Raw genomic sequence first — 14,330 nt, forward strand, 5'->3', positions numbered from 1 at the left:
GTCAGTAAAGCGGCGTCACCCAGCCGATCACGAGGGACACCGTGACCACCGCGATAGCAGTCGAGATCAGGATCGAGGCCGAGACGCGTTGCGGCGCCACCTTGTAGTGCTCTGCAAGGATATAGACATTGCCCGCCACAGGCAGCGAGGCCGCCGCGATCATCACCGCCGCCGGATAGGGATCGACCGGAAACAGCACCAGCGCCGAAAACGCGACCATGGCCGGATGCACGATCAGCTTGTTGAAGCTGAGCCAGCCCGCGATCACCGGACGCTCGGCGCGCTTGTTGGCCAAGGACGCGCCGATGGCGAAAAGCGCACCGGGGGTCGCCGCCGCCCCAAGCGTTGTCAGAAAGGCGTTCATCGGATCCGGAATGGGCAGGTTCAACGCCGACCATGCCAGCCCCAATGAGATTGATACGATCATCGGATTCTCAAGAAGGCCAAGGCCGACGGTCCGCAGGATTCCAACGCTCATCCGGCCGTCGCGGCTCCCTGTGACGATAATCACGATCAGCGAACTGAACACGATAAGGTCCACGGCCAGCACCAGCATCACCGGTCCGATCGCCGCCGGCCCCATCAGCAGCGTCAGCATCGGCACACCCATGAACCCGGTGTTGCCGATGACGCCGCATTGCGCCTCGAACGCTGCCTCCGCCGCCGGCAGGCGCCGGATCAGCGCCACCAGCGTCACCAGCCCATAGACAAAGGCCGTGCCCCACAGATACGCCATGACGAAGTGCCAGTCGAAGATCTCGGACATGCTCAGATTGGCCGAAAACCGAAAAAGCATGGCCGACAGGGCGAAATAGAAGACGAACTTGGTCAAATACGCCGTCGCCTCATCGGTGAAAAAGCCTTTGCGCCCGGCGCCATAGCCTAGCCCGATGATAAGGAAAAAAGGCAGCGTCTGAAGGAAAATCGCGAACATGGCAGGGTGTTAGCAGCTTCCACAGGCGCGTCAATCGAGACGGTTCAACACGTTACGCGTCGCACCCGACCCGCAGTCAGCCCACCGGGCGGTGTTTGAGATGACCGGTCCGCTTTTGATCCATCAAGACAGACGGTCAGGCGATCATGACCGCAAGCGGTAAGCGGGCCCGTCACGCCTGAAAAGACGCGTTCCCGATCTACCCGCTGCCGATCAGAACGCCCGCTGCAAAGACCAGAGCACCGCCAAGAACCACCTGGAACGCGGCACGGAAAAACGGGGTTTCCATGTACTTGTTCTGGATCCACGCAATCGCCCAGAGTTCCACGAACACCACGGCGATGGCGATCACGGTCGCGGTCCAAAAGTCCGGGATGAGATAAGGCAACGCGTGGCCAAGCCCGCCCACGGTCGTCATCACGCCCGAGGCGATTCCGCGCTTCGTCGGGCTGCCCCGGCCCGACAGCTCACCATCGTCACTGGCCGCCTCGGTAAAGCCCATGGAAATGCCCGCACCGACAGACGCGGCGAGACCGACGAGAAACGTGGTCCATGTATCCTGCGTGGCAAAGGCGGTGGCGAAGATCGGCGCGAGGGTCGAGACAGAGCCGTCCATGAGCCCGGCCAGACCCGGCTGTACCCAGGTCAGAACGAATTGCCGCTTGGCGGTGCGCTCCTCCGCATCCTTGGCATCCTCGCTCAGATGCGCCTCGCTCAGCTCTCCGGCACGATCCTGATGCCCGGCCTCGGCGGCGGCCAGATCGCCCAGAAGCTTGCGGGTGCCGGCATCGGTCGTGTTCTGTGCGGCCTTGAGATAAAAGGCTTCGGCGTCCCGCTCCATCGCCTCGGCCTCGGCGCGGATACGCTCGATCCCAAGATTCTCGATCAGCCAGACAGGCCGGCGGGCGTAGAATCCTGCTACATGCTCGCGCCGGATCAGCGGGATCACTTCGCCAAAACGTTTCTGGTGCAGTTCAATCAGACGCTGTCGGTGTCCGTCTTCTTCGGCGGCCATGCCGTCGAAGATCTTCGCCGTATCGGGATAATCCGGACGCAGCATCTCGGCGTAACTGCGATAGATGCGCCCGTCATCCTCTTCGGACGAAATCGCAAGCGCGAGAATCTCCTGCTCGCTCAGGTCCGAGAACCGCCGACGGGATGAGACACCGGGTATCATGGGGAACCTCCACCACTTTTTAGAACAATTCTAAATTACCGTAGAAAGGCCGGTTTTCAAGCCCCAAAACTTCTGAGGCCGCACGGGCACAACGGAATGTGAACCGATCAGTTCACTTTTACCTTGAAAGCTGAACTGTTCTGTTTAGATTTATGAACCGTACAGTTCACTTTTTGGAAAGGTCTCTACCATGTCCCGTCTTTTCGCACCGTTCGCGCTTGCCGGTATCCTGATCGGTGCCCCGGCCCTTGCCCTGGCTGTGACCGTCACCGACATCACGCCCGATCTGACCTTCCCGAAACCAAAGCCCGACCCGGTCACACAGGATGACACCGGAATCGACAACTGACCCACTGATGCAGCTACAAACCGCGTCCCGTCCTCCGTCACTTGCGGTCAGGCTTGCAGACCGGTGGACGGGCCGTCTAAGGTTCTCCGGGGCAGGGAGAGAACAGCATGACGGCAGCGGATGCCGAGATCAAGAAAGGCCGGAAGTTCGATCAGGTGCTCACAGGCGCGCGCGAGGTTTTCATGCGTGACGGGTTCGAGGGCGCCAGCGTCGATGACATCGCCCGGGCCGCGGGCGTCTCCAAGGCCACGCTCTACAGCTATTTTCCGGACAAGCGGCTCCTATTCACCGAGGTGGCGCGTCTGGAATGCAACCGACAGGGCGAAGCCGCCCTGCAAGAGATCAGCACCGATGCCCCGATCGAAAAAGTCCTGCGCGAGGCGGCCAGCCGGATCGTGCGGTTCTTTCTGTCGGATTTCGGCCAGCAGGTTTTTCGCATCTGCGTGGCGGAATCCTACCGGTTTCCGGAACTGGGCCAGCGATTTTACAATTCCGGCCCTGCCCTGATGCGCGAGCGTCTGACAAGCGTCCTGCGTCCCTATGTGGAGCGCGGCGAATTACGCATCGACGACATGGACCTTGCCTGCAACCAGTTCGGCGAGCTGTGCAAAAGCGATCTTTTCGTGCGGTGTCTGTGCGGCGTGCCCTGCTCGACGGACGACGCGGCCATCGACCGGGTGGTCACAGGCGCGGTCGAGATGTTTCTCGCCCGCTACCGTGCCTGACCCAGGGACCTACTCGACCGCGAAGGTCAGTGAAGCCCAATAGCTTTCCCAAAAGACGTCGCCCGCGCCGTCGCGTTCGAACATATGCACCGCGTTCAGCATATAACGCCCCGCCTCGGTCAGCGGCACCTCCGCACGGCCTTGCGCATCGGTCACCACATGCGGCGGCGGGCCTGACGTGCCTTTGGTGAAGATGTTGATCCGTTGTCCGGCCAGCGGCGCGCCCTGCCATAAAAGCTGCACAGGCATCGTGTCGCCCACGCTGACCTCGGCAGGATGCGCCTGCGCGATCAGTTCGATGGGCAGGCCTAGCGCCCGGTCGCCCTCGCCCGGCTGAACCGCGCCCACCTGAACCAGCGCCTTGGCATTACGGGAATACTCTTCCTTGAACCCGGTCTCGGGCATGCCCGCCGCGCGGTGCGCCTCCAGCGCCCATTCGTTGCCTTCATATGTGACGTAGTTGAGGAATTTCTCCATTTTCCGGAACGTCAGCGTGTCGACACTCGAATGGTAGGCAAGGATGTGCAGACCCTCGCCTTGCGGCGGCACATTCGCCGCCGGGCGGTCGCCCAGCGTGCCTTCCACGTCGTATGTGCCCGCCGGGCCGGTCACCGTGAAGCGTTTGAATCGGCTTTCGAGAAACGGAAACTCCGATCCCTTGAAATCCTGGCCCACGCGCAACGCCGCGCGAATGTTATCGTCCGGGGCCACGCGATGCGCCTCGGGTTCGATCCAGAATTCATGTGCGCTGGCGCCGTGCGCGGCGACAAGACACAAAACCGCCGTGACGGCGCAAAGGAAATGTTTCATGAAACCATGGAAAACAGCACCTGCCCGGGGGAATCAACCCATGACAGACACCCTCTCGCGCCGTGCGGCCATTTGCGGCCTCTGGCTGTTGCTCATGGCCGTCGCCGCGTTTGTCCGGCCGGCAGCGGCGCACGAGCTTAGCCCGGCCATCGCCGAGCTGACCGTCACCGGATCAGGTCAGGCAGAGCTGCGGGTCGATCTCAACCTCGAGGCGGTTTTGGCGGGCATCGGGCCCGAGCATGACGATACCGAGGACGCGCCGCAGGCCGCCACCTACGACGCGCTGCGCGCCACGCCGCCCGAGGACCTGACTGTGCGGTTCCAGAGCTTTCAGTCCGACGGCCTGTCGGATCTGAGCCTATTGGCCGATGGCGCCCCGGTCGAGATCGGCCCTGCGCGCGCGGACATCCCCGAGGTGGGCGATACCGACGTCGCCCGCCTGTCGACCCTGCGCTGGTCCTTTGCGCTGCCGCCCGGCACAGAAGTGATTACCTGGCGCTTTCCCGAACGCTTCGGCGCCTCCATCTTTCGCGCCACCCGGGAAGGGGCCGAAGAGCAGTTCTTCGCCGGTTTCGTCTCTCCCGGCGATACCGTCACCGCCGCGCTCGATCCGGCAGACGGCGCGACGCAATCGGCCTCGTTCCTGACCTACGTGACGATCGGTTTTGACCACATCCTGCCCAAGGGGCTCGACCACGTGCTTTTCGTGATCGGGCTTTTCCTTCTGAACACCCAAATGCGCCCGCTGCTGATCCAGATTACCATGTTCACGCTGGCGCACACCATCACGCTGGCGCTCGGCATGACCGGCGTGGTCAGCGCGCCCGCGCATATCGTGGAGCCACTGATCGCACTCTCCATCGCCTATGTCGCGGTCGAAAATATCTTCACCTCCGACCTGCACCGGTGGCGCACGGTCATCGTCTTCCTGTTCGGGTTGCTGCACGGTCTCGGCTTCGCGTCCGTGTTCCGGGAATACGCGGCCTCCGGCGCCGAGTTCGTCAAAAGCCTCGTCGGCTTCAACATTGGCGTAGAACTGGGTCAGCTCACCGTGATCGCGCTGTGCTACCTGGCGGTGGGTTACTGGTTCGGGGACAAGCCCTGGTATCGCCGCGCCGTGGTTATCCCGGCCTCGCTCGCCATCGCTCTGATCTCAAGCTACTGGGTGCTGGAACGGACCGGGCTTCTGGCCTGATCCGGTCCCGATCCCGGTCAGGTGGGCGATCAGGCGCCCACTTCCACGATCGCCTCGGCGAGGATCGGCACGGTCTTCTGGTTCAGACCGGCAATATTGATCCGACTGTCGCCGACCATGTAGATCCCGTGATCGCGGCGCAACGCCTCGACATGCTCGGGCGAAAGGCCAAGACGCGAGAACATGCCGCGATGCTGGCCGACAAAGCCGAACCGGTCAGAGCCCGACAGCCGCTGCAATTCCGCCGCCAACTGCTTGCGCAGCTCAAGCATGCCGGTGCGCACGTCCTCAAGCTCCGCCTCCCAGTCGGCACGCAAATCGGGCGTGGTCAGCACCAGACTGACCAGCCGCGCACCGTGATCGGGCGGGAAGGAATAGTTCTGCCGGTTGAGATAGGCCAGATTGCCCTGCGTGACCTTGTGCTTTGACGCGTCGTGGCTCACCGCCATCAAGAGGCCCGTACGCTCGCGGTAGATGCCGAAATTCTTCGAACAGCTCGCCGCAATAAGCACCTCGGGGCAGCCCTTGACCACGGCACGGGTCCCGGCGGCATCGGCCTCCAGCCCGTCGCCGAACCCCTGATAGGCGATGTCGATCATGGGCACCGCGCCGGTGTCATTCATGAGCTTGATCACCGCGTCCCATTCCGGGCTGGTCAGGTTCGCCCCGGTCGGGTTGTGGCAGCAGCCGTGCAGCAGTACCACATCGCCCGGCTTCACCCCCTTGAGATCGGCCATCATGCCGTCGAAATCCACGCCACCCGACTCCTCGTCGAAATAGCGGTAAGCGACGGTCTCCATGCCGAGATGCTTGAGAATGCTCAGATGGTTGGGCCATGTCGGATCAGACACGAACACGCGCGCCTCCGGGTTGGCCATCTTCACCAGCTCGAAGGCCTGGCGCACAGCGCCGGTTCCGCCGGGTGTGGCCACCGCGGCGACCTGTTCGCGCGAAACGACATCGCCCAGAACCAGACCGATCAGCGCGTCGGAAAACGCCGGATCCCCGGCCAGCCCGGTATAGGCCTTGGTGTCTTCGCTTTCCCACCACCGCTTCTCGGCCGTCTTGATCGCGCGCATGATCGGGGTCACGCCCTCGGGGTTCTTGTAGACACCCACACCGAGGTCGATCTTGGTCTCGCGCGGATCATCCTTGTAGGCCTGCATCAGGGCCAGGATCTTGTCGGCGGGAAGTTCCTTGAGGTGGTCGAACATTAGTCGTCTCCGGTCGCGACGGGCACGGTCGGAAAGGCGCCCCATTCCGTCCAGGATCCGTCGTAAAGCGCGTGGTCGGTCTTGCCGATCCGTTCTAGCGCAAGGTTGATGATGGCGGCGGTCACGCCGGACCCGCAGGTCGTGATCGCGGGCTTGGCCAGATCGACCCCCGCAGCCGTCAGCGCGTCGCGCAGGCCGGCTTCGTCTTTCATAGTGCCGTCCTCGTTCAGAAGACTGCGATAATGCACGTTCTTCGAACCTGGAATGTGCCCCGCGCGCAGGCCCGGACGCGGTTCGGCTTCCTCGCCCCGGAACCGGGCCGGCGCCCGTGCGTCCAGAATCTCGTGATCGCCCAGCTTCGAAGCCGCCGAAACCTGCGTGACGTCGCGCACCATATAGGCCTGGCGGCGCACGGTCATGTGCCGGTCGCGCACCACCGGCGGCAGGTCCTCTACCGGGTGGCCTTCATCAATCCATTTGGGCAGGCCGCCGTCAAGCACCGCGACATGCTCCTGCCCCATCAGGCGGAACAGCCACCACACCCGCGCCGCCGAAAAGAGGCCGTGCGCGTCATAGATCACCACTTGATGCCCGTCGCCCACACCCATCGCCCGCAGGCGCGACATGAACTTTTCCACCGGCGGCGCCATGTGCGGCAGCTCGGACCGGTGATCGGAAATATCGTCGATGTCGAAAAACCGCGCGCCGGGAATGTGACAGGCGTCATACTCGGCCTTGCCGTCCCGTTCTTCGGTCGGCAGGTACCAGGTGGCATCCAGGATACGCAGGTCGGGGTCACTCAGGTGCGCCGCCAGCCAATCGGTGGAAACCAACGTTTTGGGATCGTCCTGTGCCATCGTGTCGGCCCTCGGTTTGGTCGCTGACTGAGTACAACCTGCCCGTGGGAAGGGCAAGAGACAGCGCGCCCGCGTCTCACTCCTGTCCGCGCCGCCCGGCCAGTCCCGACAGCACCACGAGCGCGCCGCCGCCCGCGCCGCAGATCGCGACCTGCACACCAAGCGCCACGGGGTCGATGCCGCTGCCGTCTATCGCGGCGGCCTGCGCCAACCCGCCCACCCCGCTGCGCCCCAGCGCCAGACCGCACAGCCCGCCGCCGATGACGCCCAGCGCCGAGGCCAGCAGAAACCCAAGCCGGTCATGGCGCAAACCCCGGGCAAGATTGCCGCCCAGCGCCCCGGCCATCAAGCTGACGAGAAGCTCCATTCACTCCGTTCCCGCGATCCAGATCCGTGCGCGACCCTAGCACAGGACGCCGCCGTTGCCGCGGGAAACCGCCGCGCATCACAGCTCTTGCTTCAAAAGCCGTTGTTTCTGCCTGTTCCAGTCGCGTTTCGCTTCGGTCGCGCGCTTGTCGACGGTCTTCTTGCCCTTCGCGATGCCGATCTTCAGCTTCGCGATGCCCTTGTGATTGAAGTATAGCACCAGCGGCACCAGCGTCATGCCCTTGCGCTGCGTGTCGTTCCAGAGCCGCGCCAATTCCTTGCGGTTCACCAGAAGCTTGCGCCGCCGCCGTTCGTCATGCCCGAACGTCTTGGCCTGCTCGTAGGGCGCGATATAGGAATTCACCAGCCACAGCTCGCCATTCTCGACCGCCGCATAGCTTTCGGCGATATTGGCGTTCTTCTGGCGCAGGGATTTCACCTCGGACCCTTCCAGCATCATGCCGCACTCGATGTCATCCTCGATGGCATAATCATGCCGCGCCTTCCGGTTCTCGGCGATGACCTTGTAGTTCGGATTGTCTTTCGGCTTGGCCATATGCTGTCCTGTTGTCCTGAACCTCGTTAGATAAACCCGATACCGCCGCGTTCCAAGGGCATCAGCCCGGGATGAGCCCCTCTGCCCGCAACGCCGCGCGTATCGCCTGACTGTCCGCGCCACGTTTTGGGATCGGGCCCGCGATACGCGCAACGCCGTCAAAGCGGGGCGCCGGCGCGGGCTGTAACATGTCCTCGCGCCTGTCCCAGACGCCACGCGCGGCCATGTGCGGATCCTCGGCCGCGCCCCAGGGGCTAAGCACCTCTGCCACGCAAGCATCCGTTCCGGCAAAGCGCGCGGCCCATGCCGCCGCCGTCTTTTCGCGAAAAATCTCCGAAAGACGCGCGGCCTGCGCGGGCCATGCCTTGCGGTCCATCTGCTCCGCAAAAAGCGGATCATCGGTAAGGCCAATCCCCTCCAAGAAGATCGCGTAGAACTGTGGCTCCAGGCATTGCACGCTCAGCCACCCCGCGGCGCAGGCATAGACCCGCCCCCAGGGCGGCGCATCGAGAAGGCTTGAACCCCGCGCTTCCTCAAGGTTACCGGATCCCTGAAGGCTCATCAAAAGCGCCATCATATGCGCCGATCCGTCCACGATCGCCGCGTCCACCACCGTGCCCTCGCCGGTGCGCGCCGCGCGCAGCAACCCCGCCAGCATTCCGGCCACCAGATACATCGCCCCGCCGCCCACATCGCCAAGCAGCGTGGGCGGCGGCACCGGCGCCTCTCCGGGCAGGCCCGCGTACCAAAGCGCGCCCGACGTGGCCAGGTAGTTGAGGTCGTGCCCGGCCGTCCGCGCCCGCGGTCCGTCCTGGCCCCAACCTGTCATGCGGCCATAGACCAGCTTTGGGTTGGCGCGCTGCATCTCCTCGGGGCCGAGCCCCAGCTTTTCCATCACGCCGGGCCGGAATCCCTCGATCAGCGCATCCGCCCGCCCGAGCAGGGCCCGTGCCACGGCAAGGTCCGCCGCCGATTTCAGATCCAGCTCGATCGAGCGTTTGCCCCGGTCCAGAAGGTTTCTGCCGCCACTGATCGCAGGCCCGCCGCCGGGCCGGTGGATCACCGTCACCTCGGCGCCGAGATCCGCCAGCAGCATCGCCGCGAAAGGCGCGGGTCCCAGCCCCTCGATCTCGACCACCCTGATACCGTCCAGCATGTCCGCCTCCCCGCGCACGCCCATCGCCGATCCTCGTCCCGGCGCAAAGCGGGACTGGCAAAACCGACGCAACTCGCGTTCTATATGCGCAAAACAGGCGCGCGCGCCACGGGGCAACATGGCATGACACCCAAAATCCTGATTCACCCGGGGTTTCACAAGACCGGCACCAGCAGCCTGCAGCGCGCCGCCTCCGCGCTCGCGGACTCTCTCACGCCACGCCTGCAGGTCATGCAGACCGACGATATCCGTCCCGCGATCCACGTCGCCCGGCGGCATTCGATCGATCCCGAGGATCACAGGCTTGCGGCCTTTGCCAGCAACTTCGCCGCCTGCCTCTCGCAGATCGACCCGACCGATCCCCGCCCGCTTCTGATCTCGGCCGAGGCGCTGTCGGGCCAGATCCCGGGCCGCAAGGGGATCGAGGCCTACGACACCGCGCCCGACCTTCTGGAGCACGCGGTTTCGGTCTTGCACACCCATTTCGGCCCTAAGCCCGGCATCGCGATCTGGTTCACCACCCGCGACCCCGAAGCGTGGAAGCGCAGCGCCTATTACCAGAACCTGCGCTCGACCCGGCTGACCGAGGACTACGACACCTACGGCCCGCGGCTTGACCGCGCGGCACGGCTCGACGATGTGGTCGCGGCGGTGCGCGACCGCCTGAAAGACCGCGCCACGGTCACCTCCACCCGGATCGAGACCTGCCGCGATCTGCCCCTCGGCCCGCTTGAGGTGGCGCTCGACCTGCTCGGGATCGACAAGACCGGCCTTGCGCCCCAGCCCTCGCAAAACACCCAGCCGCAGGACGCCGCCGACCGGCTTCTCGCGCTCAATCGCTCTTCGATGAAGGACGAAGAGCTGAGCCGCGCCAAGCGCGATCTGCTGCGCCGGTACCGCCGCAAGGCCGAAAAACGGTCGAAATCCGACGCGGACAGCACCGATTGACATCGCACCGTCAGATCCGCGACTTGCGACGCCTGTCGTACTTGGCGGTGCGACGGGCATCGGCTACGCTCTTTTCAGCTAAGGGAGGAGAACCCCAATGGAAATGAGCGGAGAACGCACGATCAAGGCAGATCGCGCCACCGTGTGGGCTGCACTGATCAACCCCGACGTGCTCAAGGAATGCGTGCCCGGCGCGCAAGAGGTCACCGGCAGCCCGGAAGAGGGGTTCGAGGCAACCGTCACGCAAAAGGTCGGCCCGGTGAAGGCCACTTTCAAAGGCGCGGTCTCGCTTTCGGAAATGGACGAACCCAACAAGCTGCGCCTCGATGGCGAGGGCAAGGGCGGCGCTGCGGGCTTTGCCAAGGGCGGCGCGACCGTCACCCTGACCGAGGTCGAGGAAGGCACGAAGCTCAGCTACGATGTCGAGGCCAAGGTGGGCGGCAAGCTCGCGCAGCTCGGCAGCCGGATCGTCGACGGCTTCGCCAAGAAGATGGCGGACAATTTTTTCGCCAATCTCGAATCGGTGATCGAGGGTCCAAAGGACGATGACGCGCCCGAAGAAGCCGAGAAAAAAGGCTGGCTAAAGCGCATGATCAAAAGCTGACCCCGGGATCAGCGCTTGATTTCGGTCACGATCCGCGCGCCGATGGCGTCACTGCCCTTGGCGGACGGGTGGATCAGATCGAGCGCATGAAAGCTCCGGTCGCCATTGGGCACCAGACCTTCGAGCGACAAGAAATGCACGCCCCGGTCAAGCTCGGCCAGCCGCGCGAGACGCGCATCCATTTCCCGACCCTCGTCGACGCAGTGTTCTATGGGCGAGGTCACGCCGGGCGTGCGCATGTAGCCGACGAAAAGCACCTGCGCGCCGTCCTGCCGCAGCTTCGAGATGAAGCCGGGGATCACGCCCTTGCGCCCGTCCTCAGAGATCAGCCGGTCGATCTTGTGACCGCACAGACCACAGCCGCAGCCAAACAGGATGTCGTTGCCGCCGCCGTTCAGGATCACCCAGTCCCAGTTGCCCGCACGGTATTGCTTGGTGATGTTCATCCCCGCCGCCCCCGAAATCGGCAGCTTGTAAAGAAACCGCGCGCCGGCCACGGACCGATCCACCACCGGCTCGCGCAGCCGCTTTTCCACGGCATGCGACACCGACGCGCCGGTCATGCCATGCACCGACATCATCGAATCGCCCATCAAAAGGATGCGCGGATTGTCATGCCGGGTGACCGACTCGGTACACCCGGCAAGTGCCAGAATCGCAATGGAAATCAGCCAGACAAGGCCATGTCTCATCATTGTTGCCCCCTGCCGCCGGCCAACAGGCCGACGCTCGCGCCCACATCGCAAGAGACAGGATTCCGGGGAATGCGCCGCCGATCAATCCACAAACCGGAAACATAGTGTTACCGGACCGACCCTTCGCAGGAATGCACAGAGCGCTCTGCCGCGCTGACGGATTGCCCGAGGCCCACAACGGCTTACGTTCGCAAACGGAACAATAAAGGGACAAGGGTCATGGCACCAATTGTCGATATCCAGGGGCTCAGCAAGGTCTACGATGACGGGTTTCAGGCCCTCAAGGGCGTCGATCTGGCGATTGAAGAGGGCGAGATCCTCGCGCTTCTGGGCCCGAACGGCGCGGGCAAGACGACCCTCATTTCCACGCTCTGCGGCATCACGGTGCCGTCGGGCGGCACCGCCCGCGTGGGCGGTCACGACATTCAGACAGGCTTTCGCGAGGCCCGCGCGATGATCGGCCTCGTGCCGCAAGAGGTCGCGCTGGAGCCCTTCGAGAAGGTCATCAAGACCGTGCGTTTCTCGCGCGGTCTTTTCGGCAAATCCCGCGACGACGCCTTTATCGAGAAGATCCTCAAGCAGCTCTCGCTCTGGGACAAGCGCGACAATCAGATCAAGGAGCTTTCCGGCGGCATGAAGCGCCGGGTCCTTATCGCCAAGGCGCTCTGCCACGAGCCGCGCGTACTTTTCCTCGATGAGCCTACCGCCGGGGTCGATGTGGAGCTGCGGCGCGACATGTGGGAGATCGTCGAAGGCCTGCGCCAGAGCGGCGTAACGATCATCCTGACCACGCATTATATCGAAGAGGCCGAGGCGATTGCCGACCGCATCGCCGTCATCAACAAGGGCGAGATCCTGCTGGTCGAGAAGAAGGCCGATCTGATGACCCGCATGGGCCGCAAGACCCTCCGCATCGAACTGGCCGAACCGATTGACGCCGTCCCCGACGCGCTTTCGGACGATGATCTCGAACTGACCGCCGATGGCGGCACGCTGGTCTATACCTATGAAACCTCCGCCCAGCGCACCGGCATCACCCGCCTGCTGCAACGCCTGTCCGAGGCCGGTCTCGTAATGCGCGACCTCCAGACCACGCAATCGAGCCTTGAGGAAATCTTCGTCGATCTGGTGAAGGAGGAAGCGGTATGAACCTCACCGCTATCAAGGCCATCTATGTCTTCGAGATGACCCGCTTTTTCCGCACCCTGCTGCAAAGCTTCATCTCACCGGTCATTTCCACCTCGCTCTACTTCGTGGTTTTCGGCGCCGCCATCGGCAGCCGCATCGATCAGGTCGAGGGCGTCAGCTACGGCGCCTTCATCGTGCCGGGTCTGGTGATGCTGTCGGTCATGACACAGGCCATCTCGGCCGCGTCTTTCGGCATCTATTTCCCAAAATTCATCGGCACGATCTTCGAGCTTCTCTCGGCCCCGGTGAATTTTCTCGAAATCGTCGTGGGCTATGTCGGCGCGGCGGCCACCAAGGCGCTGTTCATCGGGGCCGTGATCCTGGCCACCGCCACCTTCTTCGTCGACCTGCAGATCCAGCACCCCGCGGCCATGGTGGCCTTCCTGCTGCTGACCTGCATGTCCTTCTCGCTTTTCGGGTTCATCATCGGCATCTGGGCCAAGAACTTCGAGCAGCTCCAGCTCGTGCCGCTGCTGATCGTCACGCCGTTGGTGTTCCTCGGCGGGTCCTTCTACTCGATCTCCATGCTGCCCCCGGTGTGGCAGACGATCTCGTTCTTCAATCCGGTCGTATATCTCGTCTCCGGATTCCGCTGGTCCTTTTTCGGGCAGGCGGACGTGCCCATCGCGGTCAGCCTTCTGGCCATCGCCGGCTTCACCGCGCTCTGTCTGGCCATCATCTGGTGGATCTTCCGCACCGGCTGGCGGCTGCGCAGCTAGGGCGCGCGACATGACGGAAACAGGCAACGATCACAGCCGTCAGACACGCCGAAGCCGCCGGGCTTTCCTGTCGGCCATCGCGGCCGTCGGTCTGATCTGGTGGGGGTGGCCCCGCGTTGCGCCCCTCTTCGTCGGATCTTTCGATTTCGAAGAGATGACCTCGCCGCCCGGGTTCCGCCGCCTAGTCGCCGGCGATCAAAGCGAATTGCCCAATCCGTTTATCGGCCTTGGTACGCCGGACCGCGTGGATTTGACTGCCGACGTGGAAAGGGCGCGCGTCGGGATGTGCGCGGCCCTCTTCGGCGGCGTTCCGGGCGCTGATGTCGTGCCAATCGCGGCGTTCTCGGATTACAACTGTCCTTATTGCCGTGTCCTGACCGAAATACTGATCGACATCGCCGCACGATCCGAAGGGCGCGTGCGCATCACATGGCATGAATGGCCCTTGCTTGGCCCCACCTCCGTGGTTGCCGCCCGCGCCGCCCTCGCGGCCGATTTGCAAGGGGCCTACGAGACGTTCCACAAGCGCCTGATGCGGACGCGCTTCCTGCCGACCGAAGCCTTTCTGGCCCGCACCGCCGAGGATATCGGGGCCGATCCGGACCGTCTGATCACAGACATGGCCGGCCCGGATGTGGCCGCGAGGCTCCGCAACACCGCGGCCCTGGCCCGGATTTTCGGGTTTCGCGGCACGCCGGCCCTCGTGGTCGGGCGCACCGTCGTGATCGGCGCTGTGTCCGAACCGACCCTCCGAGCGCTGATCGATCAGGAACGCCGCGACGGCCCGCCGCCGGTGTGCAAGGCGTAACATTTTTCGCGGCGCGCAGTCGCGCGCGC

17 protein-coding genes are annotated in these 14,330 nt (G+C 64.0%); 8 read left to right on the forward strand and 9 right to left on the reverse strand.

The features are described from left to right. Position 1 precedes the first annotated feature (1 nt). Complete coding sequence (locus tag EZV60_RS16400; protein ID WP_135506696.1) at positions 2 to 934, reverse strand: AEC family transporter; 933 nt, start codon at positions 932 to 934, stop codon at positions 2 to 4. A 199-nt stretch (positions 935 to 1,133) separates the two neighbouring features. Next, entirely contained in the window at positions 1,134 to 2,111 is a 978-nt protein-coding gene (gene mbfA / locus EZV60_RS16405; protein ID WP_135506697.1) for an iron exporter MbfA, read from the reverse strand. A 190-nt stretch (positions 2,112 to 2,301) separates the two neighbouring features. On the opposite strand from mbfA, the gene EZV60_RS19155 reads away from it, so the two are divergent. Continuing rightward, the gene (locus EZV60_RS19155; protein ID WP_167853553.1) at positions 2,302 to 2,460 is read left to right on the forward strand and encodes a hypothetical protein; all 159 of its coding nucleotides are present in this window, start codon (positions 2,302 to 2,304) and stop codon (positions 2,458 to 2,460) included. 107 nt (positions 2,461 to 2,567) lie between these two features. Continuing rightward, positions 2,568 to 3,185 carry a TetR/AcrR family transcriptional regulator gene (locus EZV60_RS16410; protein WP_135506698.1) on the forward strand — a complete coding sequence of 206 codons (618 nt, stop codon included), beginning with the start codon at positions 2,568 to 2,570 and terminating at the stop codon, positions 3,183 to 3,185. Between the two features lie 9 nt (positions 3,186 to 3,194). Here the strand turns inward: EZV60_RS16410 and EZV60_RS16415 are convergent, their stop codons facing one another. Continuing rightward, a complete protein-coding gene (locus EZV60_RS16415; protein WP_135506699.1) occupies positions 3,195 to 3,995 on the reverse strand; it encodes a DUF4198 domain-containing protein in 801 nt (266 codons plus the stop codon). 40 nt (positions 3,996 to 4,035) lie between these two features. Here EZV60_RS16415 and EZV60_RS16420 point away from each other — a divergent pair, with 40 nt between their 5' ends. After that, positions 4,036 to 5,190 (forward strand): HupE/UreJ family protein, encoded by a 1,155-nt coding sequence (locus EZV60_RS16420; protein WP_167853554.1) that lies wholly within the window; start codon positions 4,036 to 4,038, stop codon positions 5,188 to 5,190. A gap of 29 nt (positions 5,191 to 5,219) precedes the next feature. On the opposite strand, the gene EZV60_RS16425 is transcribed toward EZV60_RS16420, so the two are convergent. From EZV60_RS16425 to EZV60_RS16445, 5 genes are all read right to left on the reverse strand, one after another. Beyond that, positions 5,220 to 6,404, reverse strand: a complete 1,185-nt coding sequence (locus tag EZV60_RS16425; RefSeq protein ID WP_135506701.1) for an amino acid aminotransferase — start codon at positions 6,402 to 6,404, stop codon at positions 5,220 to 5,222. Continuing rightward, positions 6,404 to 7,261 (reverse strand): 3-mercaptopyruvate sulfurtransferase, encoded by an 858-nt coding sequence (gene sseA, locus EZV60_RS16430; protein ID WP_135506702.1) that lies wholly within the window; start codon positions 7,259 to 7,261, stop codon positions 6,404 to 6,406. Before sseA ends, EZV60_RS16425 begins: the two co-directional genes overlap by 1 nt. A gap of 76 nt (positions 7,262 to 7,337) precedes the next feature. Next, positions 7,338 to 7,628: a hypothetical protein gene (locus EZV60_RS16435; protein ID WP_135506703.1), complete on the reverse strand. Its 291-nt coding sequence runs from the start codon at positions 7,626 to 7,628 to the stop codon at positions 7,338 to 7,340. Between the two features lie 78 nt (positions 7,629 to 7,706). Further along, positions 7,707 to 8,183, reverse strand: coding sequence for an SsrA-binding protein SmpB (smpB, locus tag EZV60_RS16440; RefSeq protein WP_135506704.1), 477 nt, complete (start codon positions 8,181 to 8,183; stop codon positions 7,707 to 7,709). A gap of 61 nt (positions 8,184 to 8,244) precedes the next feature. Beyond that, positions 8,245 to 9,339 (reverse strand): CaiB/BaiF CoA transferase family protein, encoded by a 1,095-nt coding sequence (locus EZV60_RS16445; protein WP_135506705.1) that lies wholly within the window; start codon positions 9,337 to 9,339, stop codon positions 8,245 to 8,247. Positions 9,340 to 9,462: 123 nt separating this feature from the next. Here EZV60_RS16445 and EZV60_RS16450 point away from each other — a divergent pair, with 123 nt between their 5' ends. Together EZV60_RS16450 and EZV60_RS16455 are read left to right on the forward strand one after the other, a co-directional pair. Next, entirely contained in the window at positions 9,463 to 10,287 is an 825-nt protein-coding gene (locus EZV60_RS16450; protein ID WP_135506706.1) for a hypothetical protein, read from the forward strand. 97 nt (positions 10,288 to 10,384) lie between these two features. Further along, the gene (locus tag EZV60_RS16455; protein WP_135506707.1) at positions 10,385 to 10,891 is read left to right on the forward strand and encodes an SRPBCC family protein; all 507 of its coding nucleotides are present in this window, start codon (positions 10,385 to 10,387) and stop codon (positions 10,889 to 10,891) included. An 8-nt stretch (positions 10,892 to 10,899) separates the two neighbouring features. On the opposite strand, the gene EZV60_RS16460 is transcribed toward EZV60_RS16455, so the two are convergent. Beyond that, positions 10,900 to 11,583 (reverse strand): SGNH/GDSL hydrolase family protein, encoded by a 684-nt coding sequence (locus tag EZV60_RS16460; protein WP_342588808.1) that lies wholly within the window; start codon positions 11,581 to 11,583, stop codon positions 10,900 to 10,902. A gap of 222 nt (positions 11,584 to 11,805) precedes the next feature. On the opposite strand from EZV60_RS16460, the gene EZV60_RS16465 reads away from it, so the two are divergent. The 3 genes from EZV60_RS16465 to EZV60_RS16475 are packed head-to-tail and all read left to right on the forward strand — an operon-like array spanning position 11,806 to position 14,301. Then, positions 11,806 to 12,735 carry an ABC transporter ATP-binding protein gene (locus EZV60_RS16465; protein WP_135506709.1) on the forward strand — a complete coding sequence of 310 codons (930 nt, stop codon included), beginning with the start codon at positions 11,806 to 11,808 and terminating at the stop codon, positions 12,733 to 12,735. Continuing rightward, positions 12,732 to 13,493, forward strand: a complete 762-nt coding sequence (locus EZV60_RS16470) for an ABC transporter permease (RefSeq protein WP_135506710.1) — start codon at positions 12,732 to 12,734, stop codon at positions 13,491 to 13,493. Before EZV60_RS16465 ends, EZV60_RS16470 begins: the two co-directional genes overlap by 4 nt. 10 nt (positions 13,494 to 13,503) lie before the next feature. After that, positions 13,504 to 14,301, forward strand: coding sequence for a DsbA family protein (locus tag EZV60_RS16475; RefSeq protein WP_135506711.1), 798 nt, complete (start codon positions 13,504 to 13,506; stop codon positions 14,299 to 14,301). The last annotated feature ends 29 nt before the right edge of the window (positions 14,302 to 14,330 follow it).

Source organism: Roseovarius aestuariivivens (assembly GCF_004761875.1).
Classification (GTDB): Bacteria; Pseudomonadota; Alphaproteobacteria; order Rhodobacterales; family Rhodobacteraceae; genus Roseovarius; species Roseovarius aestuariivivens.

What these genes read in the sequence shown, in the direction of transcription:
- EZV60_RS16445 (WP_135506705.1), bottom strand. Translation starts at nt 9,339, where the DNA reads ATGCTGGACGGTATCAGGGTGGTCGAGATCGAGGGGCTGGGACCCGCG.
- sseA (WP_135506702.1), bottom strand. Translation starts at nt 7,261, where the DNA reads ATGGCACAGGACGATCCCAAAACGTTGGTTTCCACCGATTGGCTGGCG.
- EZV60_RS16435 (WP_135506703.1), bottom strand. Translation starts at nt 7,628, where the DNA reads ATGGAGCTTCTCGTCAGCTTGATGGCCGGGGCGCTGGGCGGCAATCTT.
- EZV60_RS16455 (WP_135506707.1), top strand. Translation starts at nt 10,385, where the DNA reads ATGGAAATGAGCGGAGAACGCACGATCAAGGCAGATCGCGCCACCGTG.
- EZV60_RS16400 (WP_135506696.1), bottom strand. Translation starts at nt 934, where the DNA reads ATGTTCGCGATTTTCCTTCAGACGCTGCCTTTTTTCCTTATCATCGGG.
- EZV60_RS16475 (WP_135506711.1), top strand. Translation starts at nt 13,504, where the DNA reads ATGACGGAAACAGGCAACGATCACAGCCGTCAGACACGCCGAAGCCGC.
- EZV60_RS16425 (WP_135506701.1), bottom strand. Translation starts at nt 6,404, where the DNA reads ATGTTCGACCACCTCAAGGAACTTCCCGCCGACAAGATCCTGGCCCTG.
- EZV60_RS16420 (WP_167853554.1), top strand. Translation starts at nt 4,036, where the DNA reads ATGACAGACACCCTCTCGCGCCGTGCGGCCATTTGCGGCCTCTGGCTG.
- EZV60_RS16415 (WP_135506699.1), bottom strand. Translation starts at nt 3,995, where the DNA reads ATGAAACATTTCCTTTGCGCCGTCACGGCGGTTTTGTGTCTTGTCGCC.
- mbfA (WP_135506697.1), bottom strand. Translation starts at nt 2,111, where the DNA reads ATGATACCCGGTGTCTCATCCCGTCGGCGGTTCTCGGACCTGAGCGAG.
- EZV60_RS19155 (WP_167853553.1), top strand. Translation starts at nt 2,302, where the DNA reads ATGTCCCGTCTTTTCGCACCGTTCGCGCTTGCCGGTATCCTGATCGGT.
- smpB (WP_135506704.1), bottom strand. Translation starts at nt 8,183, where the DNA reads ATGGCCAAGCCGAAAGACAATCCGAACTACAAGGTCATCGCCGAGAAC.
- EZV60_RS16450 (WP_135506706.1), top strand. Translation starts at nt 9,463, where the DNA reads ATGACACCCAAAATCCTGATTCACCCGGGGTTTCACAAGACCGGCACC.
- EZV60_RS16460 (WP_342588808.1), bottom strand. Translation starts at nt 11,583, where the DNA reads ATGAGACATGGCCTTGTCTGGCTGATTTCCATTGCGATTCTGGCACTT.
- EZV60_RS16465 (WP_135506709.1), top strand. Translation starts at nt 11,806, where the DNA reads ATGGCACCAATTGTCGATATCCAGGGGCTCAGCAAGGTCTACGATGAC.
- EZV60_RS16410 (WP_135506698.1), top strand. Translation starts at nt 2,568, where the DNA reads ATGACGGCAGCGGATGCCGAGATCAAGAAAGGCCGGAAGTTCGATCAG.
- EZV60_RS16470 (WP_135506710.1), top strand. Translation starts at nt 12,732, where the DNA reads ATGAACCTCACCGCTATCAAGGCCATCTATGTCTTCGAGATGACCCGC.